Below are 16686 nucleotides of genomic sequence, written 5' to 3' on the forward strand. Positions count from 1 at the left end.
CGTCCGCCACGCCTCGTCGCGCAGGTCCTCAGCGCGGTGACGATCATCATCGTCGTCGGTGCGCTGTACGTCCTCGTGTTCACGGGAGGCGCCATCCTATGACGCACTTCCATCCGCTGCGGCGCCACCGCACACGTGAAGGTGCCCGGGCGCTGAAACGCAACCGGCCGGCTGGCGGCGCCATGCACAAGGGCCGCGGTGCGGGCGTCGCCCTGTGGGTCGTCTGTCTGATGCTCCTCGTCGCCCCGTTCCCGATCGCCTTCCACTTCTACCACCGCGACGTGCTGCCGCCGCGCCTCGGCACACCGGCCGCGGACACCGTCGGTATCGACCTCGCCGGCAACGGCTTCCCCGCGGGCAGCGGCGCGGCGCCCATCGTGCTCGCCTACCACGACATCGGGACGGACTCGTCGTCGAAGTACACGATCGCCCCGGAGGAGTTCGAGGCGCAGATGTCCGCACTGGACGCCGCCGGCTACCGCTCGATCACCGCCGACCAGTTCCTGAGCTACATCGACGGCGCGAACGTGCCCCCGCACAGCGTGCTCATCACCTTCGACGACGGCACCAGCGGCCTGTGGACCTACGCCGACAAGATCCTCGAACGCCACCGGTTCACCGCGGTGTCGTTCCTCATCACCAGGCTGGTCGGAACGAACCAGCCCTACTACCTCACCTGGCGACAGATCGCGGCCATGCAGGATTCGGGGCGCTGGGACTTCGGATCCCACACCCAGGACCTGCATCACCGGGTCCGTTCCACCCCGGCGGGGGTGCCGGGTGCCGCACTGACGCAACGCAAGTGGCTTCCCGAGGCGGGAAGGACCGAGACCCATGCGGAGTTCATCGCACGCATCCGCGCCGACCTCGCCGGTTCGATCGACGACCTCACCGCGCACGGGCTGCCGCGCCCGGCGTTGTTCGCCTACCCGTTTTCCGAGAACGAAACCGGCGACGGCGACGGAACCTCCCAAGACGCGTCGACGGTGGTCCACTCGCTTTTCCCGGTGACTTTCGTCAACAACGCGCCGATGCTCACCACCAGCCGACGGCAGTCGCGCAACGGCGTCGTCAACCGCATCGAACTGACCGACACCGACACCCCGCAGTCCCTCCTCGACCGGCTGGCGAGGACGACCACCATTCCGATCACCGACGATATCGACCTGGCGAACGCCGCACGCTGGACCGACGAGGCGGGAAACATCGCGGACATCACCGTGGACGGACGCACGGTCCGCCTCGCCGCACCGTCCGCGACCTACGCGCGCGCGGCCTTCGCACCACGCAAGACGGCGGACTGGGTCGAATACACGATCTCGGCCACGATCGCCGGGCTCGATCCCGACGCCAACCCCACCGACACCATCGCCGTACGGACCGGCTCGCCCGAGCAGATCCTCGTCCGCGTCTCCCGGAACTTCGTCACGATCAGCCGTGGCGCGTTCTCGGCCACCGAACCGCTCTTCGAATCCCGTCTCGCCGCATCGGATCGCCACCGCGTGGACGTGCACGTCGGTGACCGGTCGACGGACATCACGATCGATGGCACGCCACTGTTCTCGCAGCTGGTCTCGGGCCCGACGGAGGCCGCCACGGGCGGATTCACCTTCGCCGGCGACCGTCGATCCACGGCGGACCCGTTCGCCCCGTTCACGGGAGTCGCCGTACTGCCCGACGCGGTGTCATGAGCATGCGGGCCGGACTCGCGGCATGCGGCGCGGCACTCGTCCTGGTCGCCTGCGCGTCCACGGCGGTGCACGCGCTGCGCGGGCCCGAGCCGGACGCGTTCCATCCGGAGTTCGCCCAGCAGTCGGCCCTGGTCACCAACGAGTTCGCCCACCGGCACCCTGCCGGGGACGGGGCCGTGCTGTCCCCGGACTGGATCGTGACCAGCGGCTCCCTGTTCGCCCGCGATAGCGCGGGCTGGACCGGGGTGCCGGACGGCGCCGACCCGGACGCACAGTCCGGCAACGGCACCGGCTCGGCCGTCTTCCGCGCTGTGAGCCGGCGTGCGGACCTCGGCGACACCAGGGTGGACTTCGACCTGCGGGTGCTCGGATTCGTCACGACTCCGCGCACCCCCGCGCAGGATTGGGATGGCGTCCACGTCTTCCTGCGCTACCAGAGCGACGCTGAGTTGTACGCCGTCAGCGTCATCCGCCGCGACGGCACGCTGGCGATCAAGAAGAAGACGCCGGGCGGGCCGATAAACGGGGGCGCCTACACGACCCTGGCAGAAGGCCAGTCACCCTCACTCGCCGGTACCGCCGTGCACGTCACCGCCACGGTGCGCACCATGTCCGACGGCTCCGTCGTGCTCAGCGCAGCGCTCGACGGCGCGACGGTGCTCCGGGCGACGGACACGGGCCAAGGCGGCCCGCCGATCCACAAGGCGGGGCGCGTCGGGTTGCGCGGAGACAACTGCGAGTTCGCCTTCCGCGGCTTCCGCGCGCAGCACTAGCCGCCCTCGTCCGGCCCACTGCCGGGTCCGCCGTCCACGTCGCCTGCCGGGCCGCTTCGGCACGGCATCAGCCGCGGCACCAGCCGGACGAGAATGACCATCACGACCAGTTCGACCAGCGTCTGGGTCACCACCGCGAGCGGGGCGAGATCAAACGCCGGAGGCAAGGCGAGCACCAGCGGCAGTACCACCAGCGAGTTACGGGTGACTCCACTGAACACCACCGCCCGCCCGGCGGGGACGTCGAGACGCGCCACCCGCGACGCGAAAACCCCCACCGCCACCATCACGCCGGCGAACAGCACGTAAACGGGAACGACGAGCAGCAGCGCGCCGAGCCGGGCGCGCACCCCGTCGATCTGCGAAGCGACGACCACGGCAAGCGTGAACATCATCAGCGGCACCATCGCCCCCGTCGCGGCGCGCTGTAGCGCCGCGCCCGGGCGCGTCCGGCCGGCCGCCTGCGTGAGCCCGGCGGCCGCCAACGGCACGACGATGAGCAGGAGGAACGCCTCCACGAACGGCGCCACGTCCACCGAATCCACGAACCCCGACCCCAGGAACAGGCGCAAGTAGACGGGCAGCAGCACCATCTGCGCGAGCATCAGCAGCGGGGCGGTGGCCAGCAGCCGGCCAGTGGAGCCGCCGGCGATCCCGGTGAAGACGATGACGTAGTCCACGCACGGCGTCAGCAGCACGAACAGGACCCCGGCCAGCAGCGCGTCATCGTGCGCGACGATCCGCGACACCGCCAGGACCACCGCCGGGACGGCAAGGAAGTTCGTCGCGAGCACCGTCGTCAGGAACCGCCAGTCACGGAGCGCCGGAACGATCTTCGCAAACGGAACACCGAGGAAGGTGACGTAGAGCAGCAGGCCCAGGACCGGCTGGATCGCGGATTCGGCGGGGCCCGAAACGGCCGGTGCCGCCAGTCCGACTGCCGCCCCGACCGCCAGCGCCGCGAGGTAGAGGGGCACCTGGCGCCGCTCCGCCCACTCCGCACCCCGCCGCATGGCGACGATTGTGCCCGGTGCCTCAACCCAGGGTGATGCGCAGGACCCGTCCCGCACGCTGCGTCGCAGTGACGTCCGGACGCCAATCCGGTGAGGAACACACGAACAGCTCGCCGGCCCCTGCGGCGCCGTCGTCCGGTCTGCGCAGTGCCACCGCGTACGGGTGGGGGACGGCGAGACGCCGGTCCACGGTGCCGCCGGCGTCGACTCGCAAGATCTCCTGCGTGAACGGGGACGCCACCCACACGTTGTCCGCGCCGTCGATCGCGATCCCGTCCGGCATCACGTCGCCGTCGAACTCGCACAGTGTGCGCCGACCGGTCAACACGCCGTCGGCACCGATCGAGAAAGCCGTCAGCCGGCCCGGCACGGCACGCGTCTCCGCGACGATCAGCGTGGCCCCGTCGCCGGTGGTGACCATCCCGTTGGCGAACATCATGCCGCCGGCCGCGGCCGCCGCCGTTCCGTCGGGGTCCACGCGGATCAGGTCCGCCGGGCGGGGCGGCTCGGGCGGGGCCGAGTCGTCACCGTAGTCGCCCACGAACGCGCGGCCGGCCGCGTCGACGCACATGTCGTTGAGCTGCCACGCGGCGAGCTCCGAGAGGTCCGCGTGCACCGCGAGGCGTCCGTCGGGTTCGCGCCGGTAGACGACGCGGTCGGTGCCCGACAAGATCAGCAGACTCCCGTCGGGCAGGAAGCCCAGTCCGCACGGCGCGGTGTCGAGTTCCGCCATCGCCTCCGGCGCCGCGCCGGAGGCCGGATCCACGCGCAGCACGCGCCCGGCGTACACGTCGGAGAACCACAGTGCACCGTCGTGCCAGCGCGGAGCCTCCGGAAAGCGCAGGCCCTCCGCGATCACCTCGAAATCCGGTTGTTCCACGGGCTGCACCACGTCATCGTCACTCATGGTCACATTCTGCGGCCGCGCGTGCGGCCGTGTCACCGGTACTTCCCACCGTGCTCGCACTCATGCCAGAAGTCGCTCCCGGAAGGCCAACACCGTCGGCCGGTCGGGCGCCGGCACGATGGCCTTGCGCTCGTGAGCATCCGCTCCGGGGTGCCCGTCACGGTTGTCGATCCGGATGGTCTCCACGAACTTCACCGACGGCAGCTGGGGCGCACCGTCACCAACGGCCGGCCAAGCGGTTGTCCAACGCCATCCTGCCGGTAATTGCCACGCGCTACAGAGCTGGGCGGTTCGCTCCACAGCCGATCCGCTCCCCGCCCCCGGCAGGGAAGAGCCGCTCCACCGCGGCGACGATGGCCGCGCGCCGGTCCGCAAAGAACTCCTCCCGCGCACGGCCGTCGAGCGACAACGAGCGCGGGCCGTCGGACCAGGCCGTCGCCAGCTGGTTGACGAACACGAGGATGTCGAGCGGATCCCACGACGGGTCGAGCAGCCCGTCCTCCTGCGCACGGCGCAGTATCGCCGTCTTGCGCCGGGCCGTCTCCGCGACGGCGTCGTCCCCGGCCGGACCCTCGAGCGCTCCCCACTGCATCAACCGACGATTGTCGGGGTTCGCCACGAAGTAGTCGTGCACCCGCCCCGCATATCCCGGCAGATCGGCAGGGTCCAGCTGCGTCGCCTCGGCCACCGCGTCGAGTTGGCGGCGGGCGACGAACCGGTAGAGCTCGTCCTTGCCGCGGAAGTACGCGTACACGCGCTCCTTGCTGGTGCGGGCGGACCGTGCGATCCGGTCGATCCGCGCGCCTGCGATCCCGTGCCGCGCGAACTCGGCCGTCGCCGCCGCGATGATGCGGTCACGAGTCGAGTCTGCGGATTCGATGGGATCGGCAGTCGACGGGTCCGGCATCCGACCAGCCTAGCAAGCCGAACCGATCGGTTTGACGCGGCGCCCGGTCACGGCATAGCGTCACACCATACTGTTCGGTTTGGCACGCGAAAGGGGTCGCACCATGCAGCAGCGGACGTTGGGGACGCAAGGGCTCGCCGTCTCTGCGGTGGGTTACGGATCGATGGGAACCGCCGTGGGGTACGGACCCACAGATGACGCCGAGTCGATCGCCGCGATCCGCCACGCGCACGACCTGGGCGTGACCTTGTTCGACACCGCCGAGATGTACGGCTGGGGCGGAGGGGAGAAGCTGCTGGGCCGTGCGGTGGCCCCGTTCCGCGAGGAGGTCATGATCGCCACCAAGTTCGGGCTGACGCGGGAGTTCGGCACCGACTCGCGGCCCGAGCACATCCGCGCGGTGGTCGAGGCGAGCCTGCGCAACCTCGACGTGGACTGCGTCGACGTGCTCTACCAGCACCGGGTGGATCCGGCCGTGCCCATCGAGGACGTCGTCGGCACCATGGCGGAGTTCGTCGAGGCCGGCACGGTGAGGTATCTCGGCCTCTCGGAGGCACCACCCGAGACCATTCGCAAAGCCCATGCGGTGCACCCGATCTCCGTGCTCCAGACCGAGTACTCCATCTTCGCGCCGGACGCCGCACCGCTGTTCCCGCTGCTCGAGGAGCTCGGCATCGGATTCGTCGCGTACTCGCCGCTGGCGCGCGGATTCCTCACCGGGACAGCGAAACCCGCCGGAGAGTACGGGCCAGCAGACTTCCGTCGCCGCATGCCTTGGTGGGCCGCGGACAATTTCGACGCCAACGCACTCCTCGTCGCGCAATTCGCCGCGATCGCCGACGCCAAGGGGGTCACCCTCCCGCAGCTGGCGCTCGCGTGGGCGCTCGCGGCGCGCGACTACGTCGTCCCCATCCCCGGTTCCCGCAACACAGACCGTGTCGCCGCCAACATCGCGGCCGCCGACGTCGCCCTCACCCCCGACGAGCTGGCCCGCGTGGCCGCCATCGCACCGGACGGGGGCCGTGGCGGGCGCGGCACGCCGTCACCCTGGCTGTAGAGGGCCCGCTGTGGGCGCTCAGCCTTGCTGCGCCGCATCGTCCTTCGCCGCCTGGGTCTGTTCGAAAAGAGAGATGTACTCCTCGAGCAGGTCGGCGAGCATCAGCCGACGGCCGGGTTCCATCGGCGCGAGTGCCTCCCGCATGACCATGCGGCGTTCGTCGGCCACGTACGTCGCGGCGTCGCGGCCCTCGGCGGTGCACCGGACCACCACATAACGCCGGTTGGCCGGATCGGTGAACCGCTCCACCAGCCCCGCCTCGACCAGCGGGTTGGTGGCACGGGTGACGGTCGAGGGGTCGAGTCGAAGCTGGGCCGCCAGCTGGTGCATACGCACCTCACCCTCGTATGCGACCACCTCCAGCGCGTCCACCTGGGCAAGGCTGAGCTCGCGACCCCCGACGGTGTAAAGCTTGGTCTGAATGCGCTCGCGGCGGCTCGAGCGGAGGAAGCGCCGGGTCGCATCGATGAGCCGGTCGCCGAGTTGATCGAACGCGGCCCGGGACTCCGCTTCCGTCCATTCGGCTGCCGAGTCGGCGTCCCGATCCCCGTGGATTGTGCGACTTTCTCGAGCGGGCACTCTCATCTCTCCCTCTGCCGTCGTGTCCGCGTCGTGCGTCGGCGCCGGATCGGGTCACAATCCTACATCATGATTGATCGATACAAGAATTGCGCACGCAACCCTTCCAGCGGCAACCGCCCCGGCGCGCGGGTCGTCGATGTCGGGGTGGTGGGGGGAGCGAGCTGATCGATCGGCACCGGGCGGACGGCCCTCCGCGCCGCGAGCAGACCGTCATGCGACGGTGCGCCCGGTGATCAGTCGCGTGGCCGCGCGGCGTACATGAGCACCTTCAGCAGGTCGATGACCTCGTCACGCAGATCATCGTCGTCGCGGTCGCCGAGCCCGGCGAGCGTAGTCAGATAGGGGCCGTAAAAGTCCCAGCCGAGAGACACCAGAGCGATCAACGACGCCAGGAGCCGGGGATCGAAGTCGTGGCGCACGCCCGGCGGACGCGGATCGTCCCACAGGTCTTCGATGTGCTTCCGGTATCCGAACGCCTCGATGCCGTCGCCGAACAGTCGCTCGGGCTTCGCGCCGTCGAAGATGGCCCAGGTGAGCATGCGGCCGAACTGGCCCGAATCGGCGGCGAACGACAGATCGAGCGCCTCGTACGGCCCCTCCATGCCGGTGATGCGCTCGCCGCCGTAGTTGACGAACAGCGTCATCACGCTGACCAGCAAGTTCTCTTTGGTGCGGTAGAAGCGGTAGATCAGGCTGTACGGCACATCGGCCGCCGCGGCTACCTCCCGCAGCGAAACCTTGGCCGGCCCGCGCCGTGCGAACAGCTCGGCCGCCGCCCTGAGGATTGCGTTGCGCGGGTCCACGGCCCCGTCCCGGACCGTCGTGGGCAGCCAGTTGTAGACCCCCTCCGAGCTCTGCACTGCGGACGCCGCGCCGGCCCCATCGCCGTCATCACCCGGCCGATACCGCCGCGCCAGGTCGAGCGCGGTGTCCTTGCACGCGGGGATGAGGAGCAACTCGGCGGGGGTCGCGTCCATGCCGGCGACCCTGAGCGTCGCCCACCGGGCCGTGTCGGCGAGCGGAATGTCGGCGTCGAGCGCCGCGAGCAGTTCCTCCACCTCGGGGTGCACGGACCTGTTCGCCATGTCGAACTGCCACCGGGGAAAACGCGTCACGCCGCGTTCCAGGTACCCGATCAGCTTACGGCTGTGCACGCGCCGATTGATCGCCTGGCGGCTGATCCCCATGAACTCCGCGACCTCGGGGGTGGTCCACTCCGCGCCGCCGTCGGCTCCCGTGACTGGCTTACTCATCGTCCTCGGCACCCGCATACCCGGCGCCGCAGCGGCGTACAGGTACTCTGCTCTGCTCCGGTCATCACCCGGAACGGTCCTCGGCCACCCCGCACAAAGTCACTGCCACATGCTACATCCTGCAATTCGCACTTCGGCACCGTCGACACCCGGCCGACGGCGCCGAAGTGGGCGGCCGGCAGATCGGCTCATTCGCCGCCCGTCAGCATGAGCGTCTGGCCGGACATGTAGGTGAAGTCGGCGCCCGCCAGCCCGACGACGGCCCGCCCGATGTCCAGTTCGGCGTCGCCGACGCGGCCGAGCGGGATGCGCGCTTGCCGGAGGGCGAGTCGATCGGGTTCGGCGGCGTCGAACGCGGCGGCCGTGGGCGACAACGCGTTGGGTACTACGACGTTCACCCGGATGCCGTGCCTGCCCCACTCTGCGGCGGCCACCCGCGACAACCCGCGAATCGCCTCCTTGGCCATGGCGTATACGCCGAACCCCGCGGTCCCGCGCACCGCGGTCGAGGAGCCGAAGTTCACGATCGCGGCATCGCCGGCGTCGCGCAGGTGCGGGAACGCCGACTGCATCGCGTGCATGGTCGCCAGCGGCCCGCTCTCCCAGACGACACGGAGGTCGTCGTCGGTGGCCTCTGCGAGGGGCCCATTGCGTACCGTCTGGGCGTTGTTGACCAGCGTGGTGAGCCCACCGAACACCTGGACCGTGCGGTCGATCGCGGCGCTGAGGTCATCGGGGGAGGTGACATCGCACCGGATAGGCTCTGCGATCCCGCCGAACGCGGCGATCTCCTCGGCGACGGCGACGCACTTGCCTTCGGTCCGCCCCGCGACGACGACCTTCGCACCCTCCCGCGCCAACGCCAGACAAGTGCCTCTGCCTATGCCCTGCCCGCCGCCCGTGACCAGGGCGATCTTGCCTTCGAGTCGTGCGGCCATTTTATGCGACTCTCCTAACGCCGGTTCCGTGGGGACGCCCGCTGCGATTGATCACCTGTCGCCTCCGGGATCCTGTCGATCGATGGCGAGTCGGGGTACGGTCTCCGCGATCCGGCGGGTGAATCGACCGAACTCGTCCACGGCGATGGCCGAGTCGGGGATGTCCGGCTCGATGAGGGGCCAGGTATGCCCACGGCCTGCGTAGGTCTGCAGCGTGCAGGGGATCCCTTCGGACGCGAGGCGATGGCTGAAGGCGAGCGCGTCGCCGAGCAGCGTCTCGTTGGTGCCCACCTGAATGAGGGTGTGCGGGAACCCCGAGGGGTCGGCGCGCAGCGGCGAGACCAGGGGATCATCGCTGCGGTGCCCTTGCAGGTAGGCCGAGCCGGCCGCTTGCGCTGTCGCGCGGTCGAACAGCGGGTCGGTGGCGGAGTCGTAGGTCGGCGAATCGCAGCGGAGATCAAGCCAGGGCGAGAGCAGCGCGAGCCCGTCGGGTCCGGCGGCGCCGACGCCGGACATCGCCACCGACAGTGCCGCCGAAAGACCTCCGCCCGCCGAATCGCCGGCCACGACCATCGGCGCCCGCGGATGGCGTTCACGTAGGGCCAGGAAGACCTCTACGGCATCGCGGACCGCCGCCGGGAACGGAGACTCGGGAGCAAGCCGGTATTCGGCCAATACCAGCGTCGCGTTCGCGGAGCGTGCAAGCCGCGAGGCGTAGGGCGTATAGCCTGCCACGTTGCCGAGCCGGTACCCGCCGCCGTGCAGGTAGAGGACGATGACGTCGTCGCCCGCAGTGAGCGTGCGGCATGGCACCGACCCGAACGTGTCGTCGGAATAGGGCACGGACGCGTCGCCGCCCGAGTCGGTGAATCCCTCCCTCTTGGCGATGAGGTCAGGTGCTGCCGCTTCCCCCCTCCTCTCGGGGGGAAGCGTCTCCAGTATCGCGGCCGGATCTCCCGCGTGGTGGTTGTGGTCGGGTGCGAGGGCCGTGTCGGTGCTCATGCGTTGTCCGTACTGCTGTCGATGCCGTCCATCGCGTACGGATAGCTCACCGTGGCGCCGGCATCGATGACCAGCGTCTGGCCGGTGACGGATGAGGCGAGATCGCTTGCCAGGAAGGTGATCCCGGCCGCGATATCGGACGGGGTGGTCAAGACGGGCAGCGGCCCCGCCGCGCGGCCACGCGCCACCTGCTGCTCGTCGAGGGCCCCGACCATGCGCGGGGTGAGGACGAAGCCGGGGGCCACCGCGTTGACACGCACACCCTGCGGGCCTAGTTCGACGGCCGCAGTGCGCACCAGCGATACCAGGCCGGCCTTGAACGCGCCGTACGCGCCATGCCCGGGGGAACTGCTGATGCCCGACACGGACGCAACGAAGGTGAACGACCCGGAGCCCTGGGCCGCGAGCCTGCGGCCGAAGTGGCGCAGCGCCAGCCACGCGTGCCGCAGGACGATGTCGTGCTCCCAATTCCAGTCCTGCTCCGACACCTCGAGCAGCGATGCGTAACGGGCGATCCCGATGACGTCGACGACGCCGTCGATCCGGCCGGCCTCCTCCGCCAGGGCGGCGATCCCGGCATCGGAGGTCGCATCGACGGCGCGTGCGACGGCGCCCGGGATCGCGGCGGCCACCTCCTCGGCGCGGTCCAGATCGGAGTCGACGATCACGACGTCGGCACCCAGCTCGGCAAGCGCGTGCGCGGCGTGCCGGCCCATGCCGCGTCCGCCGCCGAGGACGACGAAGCGCCGCCCTACCAGCCGGAAGCGCTCGGTGATGCTGCGGATTTCGTCGGCTTCCAGGGCCCAGCGCTCCACGGGCGAGGTCGATTGGTTCAGGTCTGCGGTCATGGGGGCTCCGGTCGTTGCGAGGGATGTGCAGGGGGGCGTACGGGGCGCGCGGCTGTCAGGATGCGAACGTCAGAACTCCGCGGTCCAGGAGGCCGGCGCGGGCATCGTCGACCATGCGATGGAAGTCGTCGAACGGGTAGGTGCGGGTGACGAGCTCGTCGAGAAGCAGCGTTCCCTGCCGGTACATCTCCGCATAGCGGACGATGTCCGCGCCCGGCCGGGAGCTGCCGTAGCGGCATCCCAGGATCGCGCGGTCGAGGTACAGCAGGTCCGCGGGGAACGCGAACTCGGTCCCCGCGCTGGGAACGCCCAGGATGATGGCCTGTCCGCCCCAGTCCAGCATTTCCAGCGACCGACGCACCGTGTCGGGTGACCCCACGCAGTCGAACGCGTGGTGCGCCCCGCCCTGCGTGAGATCTTTGACCGCCTCGACCGCATCGTCATCGCGCGGGTCGACGAAGCCGGTGGCGCCGAAGCGTTCGGCCTGCGCGCGCTTGTCCTTGTTGGTGTCGACCGCGATGATCGTGGCGGCGCCGCAGATCCGTGCCGCCTGGATGACGTTCAGTCCGACCCCGCCTGCTCCGATGACCACCACGCGATCGCCGGGGCCGACGCGGGCCCGGTGGAACACGGCGCCCGCGCCGGTGAGGACGGCGCACCCGATGAGGCACGCGGAGGTCGCCGGAATGTCTTGGGGCAGCACGGTGGTCTGCGCCGCGCGGACCACGATGCGCTCGCTGAATGTGGACAGCGACGCGAAGCTGTACACCTCTACACCGCGCCGCCGGAAGGGGGCGTCCCGGGCGCCGAAGGATTCACGGCACATGGTGGGTCGTCCCGTCACGCAGGAGGGGCAGCGTCCGCAGTTCGCGAGAGTGGAGGTGACCACCCGGTCACCGATCCGCGGCGACACCACGCCCGGCCCTACGTCTTCGACGACGCCGGCGCCTTCATGCCCGAGCACGACGGGAACGGGGTAAGGGATCGTGCCGCTCATTACGCTCAAGTCGCTCTGGCACAGTCCGCTGGCGAGCATCCGCACCACGACCTCGCCGTCGGCGGGTCGGCGAAGCTCCATGTCGTCGACGATCGTGTTCTCGTGCCCGTCGAACAGTATCGATCTCACCTGGTGACCTCGCTTCACGTGCGTAGGAATGACGGCAGGTGTTCCCGGGCCGCGTTCGCCGAACCTGCGGACGGATGGTTGACGCATTGCGTCCGGAAGCGCCCACCTCACCGTAGCCAGTGGCTACATCTTCGTCAATGAGTTTCATCGAATTCGCACCTGACCCTCCCCCTCGCGACGCCAGAAGCTGTCGATCATCCATCGATTACGCACGTCAGCCTCCGGAGTACGCCAACTTTCCTCACGCCAGCCCGTCAACGTAAGCCACGCCGCGACGGCTCGTTCTGCATGGATGTCAACCCGCTTAAAGGTTGACGTACGTGTAGCCATTGGCTACCGTGATCGCTATCACGCCTTCCACGCCGAGCCTCGGTCGCGTCCCTTGCGACCCCGGCCACGTCGGGTGGCCGGCGACATGCGCGGCGCACGAGCAGCCGCTAGCGCCCGGAAAACTAGGAGATGTCCATGACGTCGATGTCGTTGTCGATGAAGCCCACGGGCTGGTTCCAGATCGGCTGGTCCGATGAAATCCCTGCCGGGGAAGTGGTCCCGCTCCGCTTCTTCGGGAAGGAACTGGTCGCCTACCGGACGGAATCGGGCCGGCTTGCGGTGCTCGATGCCTACTGCGAACACCTCGGTGCGAATCTGGGATACGGCGGCACGGTCTGCGGAGACGACATCCAGTGCCCCTTCCACGGGTGGCGCTGGAGCCCGGAGGGACGCAATACGTGCATTCCCTACCAGGAGAAGATCAACCGTGTGCGCCGGATCGGGACGTGGACGTCCGCGGAACGCGACGGAGTGATGTTCGTCTGGCATGATGCCGCCGGCCGCGCGCCGGACCACGACGTGCCCAGCGTGTTCGACCTGTTCTCCGGGTCCGGAACGGCCGACGAGTACCACGCCGTGCGGCCGGGTGGCGGTTTCTGCGAAACCGGGCTGACCATCCACCCGCAGTACGTGATCGAGAACGGGGTGGACTTCGCCCACTTCAAGTACGTGCACCGGGCCGACGAGATGCCCGAGGTGGTCCGTCGGGATTTCCTGGAACATGAGTTCCGCACCGCGCTGTCGATGAAGTTCAAACGCAAGGCGGAGGACGGGTCCATCGAGGAGGTGCGGGGTGACGTCGACGCGATGATCCTCGGCGTGGGGCTGGGCTACTCCTTCGCTTCCGCCGCGGGGCGGGTCTGCAGTCTGACGTCGGTGACACCGGTCGACGACGAGACCTCGACGCTGTGGTTCTCGGCATGGGTCAGCAAGGAGGGCGAGGACGAGGACACGATCCGCGCCCGGCAGCGAAGCGCGATCTCTCAGGTCCGAGCGGACCTGGCGATCTGGCGGCATCAGCGCTACACCGAGCCGCCGGGGCTCGCCACAGCGGAGGCGGCCGGCTTCCGAGACGTCCGGAAGTGGGCGCGGCGGTTCTATCCCGAGGGGCACAAGGGTCACGAGGCCGCAGACCAGATGGCGGGTACGGATGCATCGGTCGCGACCGCGTCCGGCGGTGCAGAGCGATGAGGCGCGTGTTGTCCCCGGAGCTGGAGGCATGGCGCAAGGAGATCCGGGCGTTCCTGGATGCCGAGTTGCCCCCGTCCCACGCGTTCAACGTGGAGTTCGACGACGCTCCGGACCGGTGGGAGACCGCACTGGAATTCAGCAGGAAGCTCGCGTCGAAAGGGTGGATCGGCCTCACGTGGCCGGTGCGGTACGGCGGCGCGGGCCGGTCCCCGCTCGAGAACCAGGTTCTCCTCGAGGAGTTGGCGGCCGCGGATGCCCCGGTGGTCAACTCGGTGGGGATCTTCCTGGCCGCGGGGACGATCCTCGCAGGCGGCAGTGAGGAACAGAAGGCCACCCTGCTGCCGGCGATCTCGTCCATGCGGACCCTCTGGGCGGAGGGTCTGACCGAGCCCGAGGCCGGATCCGATCTGGGCTCCCTGCGGACGCGCGCTGTACGCGACGGGGACGACTGGGTGATCACCGGACAGAAAGCCTTCACGTCCTGGGGTCCGATGTCGGATGTGCTGTTCGTGGCCGCGCGGACCTCGGAGGAGGCGTCGACCAGCGGTGCGATCAGCATCTTCGTCGTCGACCTGAGATCCCCCGGCGTCACCCTGCACCCGATGCGCAACTTCGGCGGCGGAGTCCAGTCGACCACCTTCCTCGACGGTGTGCGCGTGCCCGGTGAGGCGCTGATCGGTGAGGAGGGGAAGGGCTGGAGCTACATCATGGGTGCCTTCTACTCCTCCGGCACGGTGGAACCGATCTACTCGTCTCAGGAAGCGCGCTTGCAGGCGTTGCTCGAGCACGGCGACGGGGCGCCCGAGCACGGCGCCTCGGCATCCTCGGACATCGCCGAGCTGGCCTTGATGGTGCAGGCGCAGCGCCTTCTCGCCTACGAGGTCGTCGGCGACAACGTGCAGGGCCGTCGCACCGCGTACGGCGGCGGTGTCCAGCAGGTCATCGCGAAGGAGTATGAGCCGCGGTTCGCGCAGTTCTTCGACCGTGTCCTGGGGCCCGCCAGCCAGCTCACCGCGGACGCGGCCGGCGCGCCGCTGGGCGGCGCACCCGAGGCCTGGTACCGCCAGTCGTTCGCGAACCACGCCGGGGGCACCAGCCAATTGAAGCGGATGGTGCTGGCCACCCGCGGTCTCGGTCTGCCGCGATAGGAGCAAATGATGGATTTGATCTGGGGCGAGGACTACGACGTCCTCGCAGAAGTTTCACGCGCTGTGTTCCAGCGCGTGTCGCCATTGACGGACCGGGAGATCTCCAGGGACCTCGCCGATGAGATCCGGGAGCTCGCGGAGCTGGGGTGGCTCGAACTCGGGGATCCGCGATCAGCCGGATCCGAGGCCGCGGACCTCGCGAGCATGGCCGCTGTGTTCGTCGAACTCGGCCGCGCCCTCGTGCGCAGCCCGCTGCCGGCGCTCACCACGGCACGCGATGCCGCGCTCCTCTGCGGATCACGCGCCGCTGACGATCTCGCCGCGCGGGCGGCCACCGGTGGGGTACAGGTCTTTCCTGCGTTCACCGACCCGGCGTGGCGGCGGCCCGCACCGCGGTTGCGGGACGGCGTGCTCACCGGCACGGTGCTGGACGTCCCGTATGCGGACGCCGCGGACGTGCTCCTCGTGGAGGCGACGGAGAACGCGGACACCGATGAACCGGTCGAGGTACTGATCGCGGTGCACCGCGGGCCGCGCATGACGATCGATCCGATGCCGAACCTCGGCGGATATCGCATGTCGGCCGTGGAGTTCCGGGAAACGCCTGTGGCGGAAGCGGATGTGCTGGCTCGTGGTCCACACGCGCGCACTGCACTCGTCGGAGCGCGGCAGCGCACGGCGATCCTCACGGCCGCCCAGGTGTACGGGGCGGGAAGTGCCCTGTTGGACAGGACGGTGGACTACGCCCGGGAGCGCCGGCAGTTCGGCGGACCCATCGGCCGGTTCCAGGCAGTGCAGTACCTGTGCACCGACATCGCCGTCGACGCCCACCTCACCTCCGCATTCATCCGGGATGCGGCGCGGATCGTCGACGAAGGGGATGACGCGGGCCTGGCGGTCGCCCTGATGTGCAAGCAGGCCCGGCGTACCGCCGAACAGATGGTCCATGCGGCCCACGAGGTGCACGCGGGGATCGGCTTCATGGTCGAGACCGATATCCACCTGTTCACGAAGGCGGCCAAGAAGTGGGTCTTCGACCTGGGCGGCTGCGATGAGCGGCACGACGGGGTCATTCACGCCGAAATGCGGCGGCAATTGATCGGAGCACGACTATGACGACGGTGCAGTACAGCGTGGAGGACGCGGTAGCGACGATCACGCTCGACCGGCCCGAGAAGCACAACGCCCAGGACCAGCAGTTGCTCGTGGAGCTCGATGCGCGGTGGCGCGATGCGGCGGCGGACGATGCCGTCAAGGTGATCCTGCTGCGCGCCAATGGAGACAACTTCTCCGCGGGACACGATCTGAAGTCGGAGGCGGACGGTTTCGCGAAGCCCGGACTGGGGGCCGTCGAGTCCGGCTTCCGATGGGAGGCCGAGCACTATCTGGGGTTCAGCCGGCGCTGGCGGGATGTTCCGAAGCCGTCGATCGCGGCGGTGAAGGGTGCGTGCGTGGCGGGCGCGCTCAACGTCATCTGGCCCTGCGACCTCATCGTGGCGGCGGATGACACCTGGTTCTCCGACCCGGTGGTGCGCTTCGGCATCGGCGGAGTGGAATACCACGCGCACACCTGGGAGATGGGTGCGCGCAAGGCGAAGGAGATGTTGTTCACGGCCGGCTCGGTGACGGCGGACGAGGCGCTGCGGCTCGGCATGGTGAACCGGGTGGTCCCCGTCGGCGAACTCGACGAGCGCAGCCTCGACCTCGCCCGGCAGATCGCGCGCATGGACTCCTGGGGGCTCGCCCAGGCCAAGCGCGCCGTCAATCAGACGCTCGACATCATGGGGCAGCACAGCGCGCTGCAGGCGGCATTCGAGATCCACTGGTCCGGACACGCGAACGCGATGGTCCGTACCGGGCGCCCGCTGTTGTCGGAGGGCCCGCTGAGCGCCGCCGACGCAGGGCGGAACGGGAAGTGAC

General features: G+C 69.5%; 17 protein-coding genes. 7 read left to right on the top strand and 10 right to left on the bottom strand.

The features are described from left to right. The first annotated feature begins 182 nt into the window (after positions 1-182). Together FO059_RS17380 and FO059_RS17385 are read left to right on the top strand one after the other, a co-directional pair. Positions 183-1691, top strand: a complete 1509-nt coding sequence (locus FO059_RS17380; RefSeq protein ID WP_158726626.1) for a polysaccharide deacetylase family protein — start codon at positions 183-185, stop codon at positions 1689-1691. Beyond that, the gene (locus FO059_RS17385; RefSeq protein WP_143910190.1) at positions 1688-2464 is read left to right on the top strand and encodes a hypothetical protein; all 777 of its coding nucleotides are present in this window, start codon (positions 1688-1690) and stop codon (positions 2462-2464) included. The genes FO059_RS17380 and FO059_RS17385 overlap by 4 nt, the downstream gene beginning before the upstream one ends. On the opposite strand, the gene FO059_RS17390 is transcribed toward FO059_RS17385, so the two are convergent. The 4 genes from FO059_RS17390 to FO059_RS17400 form a co-directional block, all read right to left on the bottom strand. Then, the gene (locus FO059_RS17390) at positions 2461-3477 is read right to left on the bottom strand and encodes an arsenic resistance protein (protein ID WP_143910191.1); all 1017 of its coding nucleotides are present in this window, start codon (positions 3475-3477) and stop codon (positions 2461-2463) included. The two genes, FO059_RS17385 and FO059_RS17390, sit on opposite strands and share 4 nt — an antisense overlap. Before the next feature lie 22 nt (positions 3478-3499). Further along, positions 3500-4384 carry an SMP-30/gluconolactonase/LRE family protein gene (locus FO059_RS17395; protein ID WP_143910192.1) on the bottom strand — a complete coding sequence of 295 codons (885 nt, stop codon included), beginning with the start codon at positions 4382-4384 and terminating at the stop codon, positions 3500-3502. Between the two features lie 60 nt (positions 4385-4444). Further along, a complete protein-coding gene (locus FO059_RS18935; protein WP_268892887.1) occupies positions 4445-4579 on the bottom strand; it encodes a hypothetical protein in 135 nt (44 codons plus the stop codon). 79 nt (positions 4580-4658) lie between these two features. Next, entirely contained in the window at positions 4659-5291 is a 633-nt protein-coding gene (locus tag FO059_RS17400; protein WP_143910193.1) for a TetR/AcrR family transcriptional regulator, read from the bottom strand. 103 nt (positions 5292-5394) lie between these two features. Between FO059_RS17400 and FO059_RS17405 the strand changes: the two genes are divergently transcribed. After that, positions 5395-6348 carry an aldo/keto reductase gene (locus FO059_RS17405; protein ID WP_143910194.1) on the top strand — a complete coding sequence of 318 codons (954 nt, stop codon included), beginning with the start codon at positions 5395-5397 and terminating at the stop codon, positions 6346-6348. An 18-nt stretch (positions 6349-6366) separates the two neighbouring features. Here FO059_RS17405 and FO059_RS17410 read toward each other — a convergent pair whose 3' ends face one another. From FO059_RS17410 to FO059_RS17435, 6 genes are all read right to left on the bottom strand, one after another. Further along, positions 6367-6927 carry a MarR family winged helix-turn-helix transcriptional regulator gene (locus tag FO059_RS17410; protein WP_158726627.1) on the bottom strand — a complete coding sequence of 187 codons (561 nt, stop codon included), beginning with the start codon at positions 6925-6927 and terminating at the stop codon, positions 6367-6369. 236 nt (positions 6928-7163) lie between these two features. Further along, positions 7164-8183: a TetR family transcriptional regulator gene (locus tag FO059_RS17415; protein WP_158726628.1), complete on the bottom strand. Its 1020-nt coding sequence runs from the start codon at positions 8181-8183 to the stop codon at positions 7164-7166. Between the two features lie 188 nt (positions 8184-8371). After that, the gene (locus tag FO059_RS17420) at positions 8372-9121 is read right to left on the bottom strand and encodes an SDR family NAD(P)-dependent oxidoreductase (RefSeq protein ID WP_143910197.1); all 750 of its coding nucleotides are present in this window, start codon (positions 9119-9121) and stop codon (positions 8372-8374) included. 51 nt (positions 9122-9172) lie between these two features. Further along, a complete protein-coding gene (locus FO059_RS17425) occupies positions 9173-10123 on the bottom strand; it encodes an alpha/beta hydrolase (RefSeq protein ID WP_143910198.1) in 951 nt (316 codons plus the stop codon). Next, a complete protein-coding gene (locus tag FO059_RS17430; RefSeq protein ID WP_143910199.1) occupies positions 10120-10971 on the bottom strand; it encodes an SDR family NAD(P)-dependent oxidoreductase in 852 nt (283 codons plus the stop codon). Before FO059_RS17430 ends, FO059_RS17425 begins: the two co-directional genes overlap by 4 nt. A 55-nt stretch (positions 10972-11026) precedes the next feature. Continuing rightward, on the bottom strand, positions 11027-12097 hold the full coding sequence (locus FO059_RS17435; RefSeq protein ID WP_143910200.1) for a zinc-binding dehydrogenase: 1071 nt from the start codon (positions 12095-12097) through the stop codon (positions 11027-11029). Between the two features lie 465 nt (positions 12098-12562). Here FO059_RS17435 and FO059_RS17440 point away from each other — a divergent pair, with 465 nt between their 5' ends. Genes FO059_RS17440 through FO059_RS17455 form a run of 4 tightly spaced genes read left to right on the top strand, consistent with a single transcriptional unit; the run spans position 12563 to position 16685 of the window. After that, on the top strand, positions 12563-13618 hold the full coding sequence (locus FO059_RS17440) for a Rieske 2Fe-2S domain-containing protein (RefSeq protein WP_143910201.1): 1056 nt from the start codon (positions 12563-12565) through the stop codon (positions 13616-13618). Next, positions 13615-14766, top strand: coding sequence for an acyl-CoA dehydrogenase family protein (locus tag FO059_RS17445; protein WP_143910202.1), 1152 nt, complete (start codon positions 13615-13617; stop codon positions 14764-14766). Before FO059_RS17440 ends, FO059_RS17445 begins: the two co-directional genes overlap by 4 nt. 6 nt (positions 14767-14772) lie before the next feature. Further along, the gene (locus FO059_RS17450; RefSeq protein WP_143910203.1) at positions 14773-15882 is read left to right on the top strand and encodes an acyl-CoA dehydrogenase family protein; all 1110 of its coding nucleotides are present in this window, start codon (positions 14773-14775) and stop codon (positions 15880-15882) included. Continuing rightward, the gene (locus FO059_RS17455) at positions 15879-16685 is read left to right on the top strand and encodes an enoyl-CoA hydratase (protein WP_143910204.1); all 807 of its coding nucleotides are present in this window, start codon (positions 15879-15881) and stop codon (positions 16683-16685) included. Before FO059_RS17450 ends, FO059_RS17455 begins: the two co-directional genes overlap by 4 nt. Position 16686: the final 1 nt, after the last annotated feature.

Source organism: Tomitella fengzijianii (assembly GCF_007559025.1).
GTDB lineage: Bacteria > Actinomycetota > Actinomycetes > Mycobacteriales > Mycobacteriaceae > Tomitella > Tomitella fengzijianii.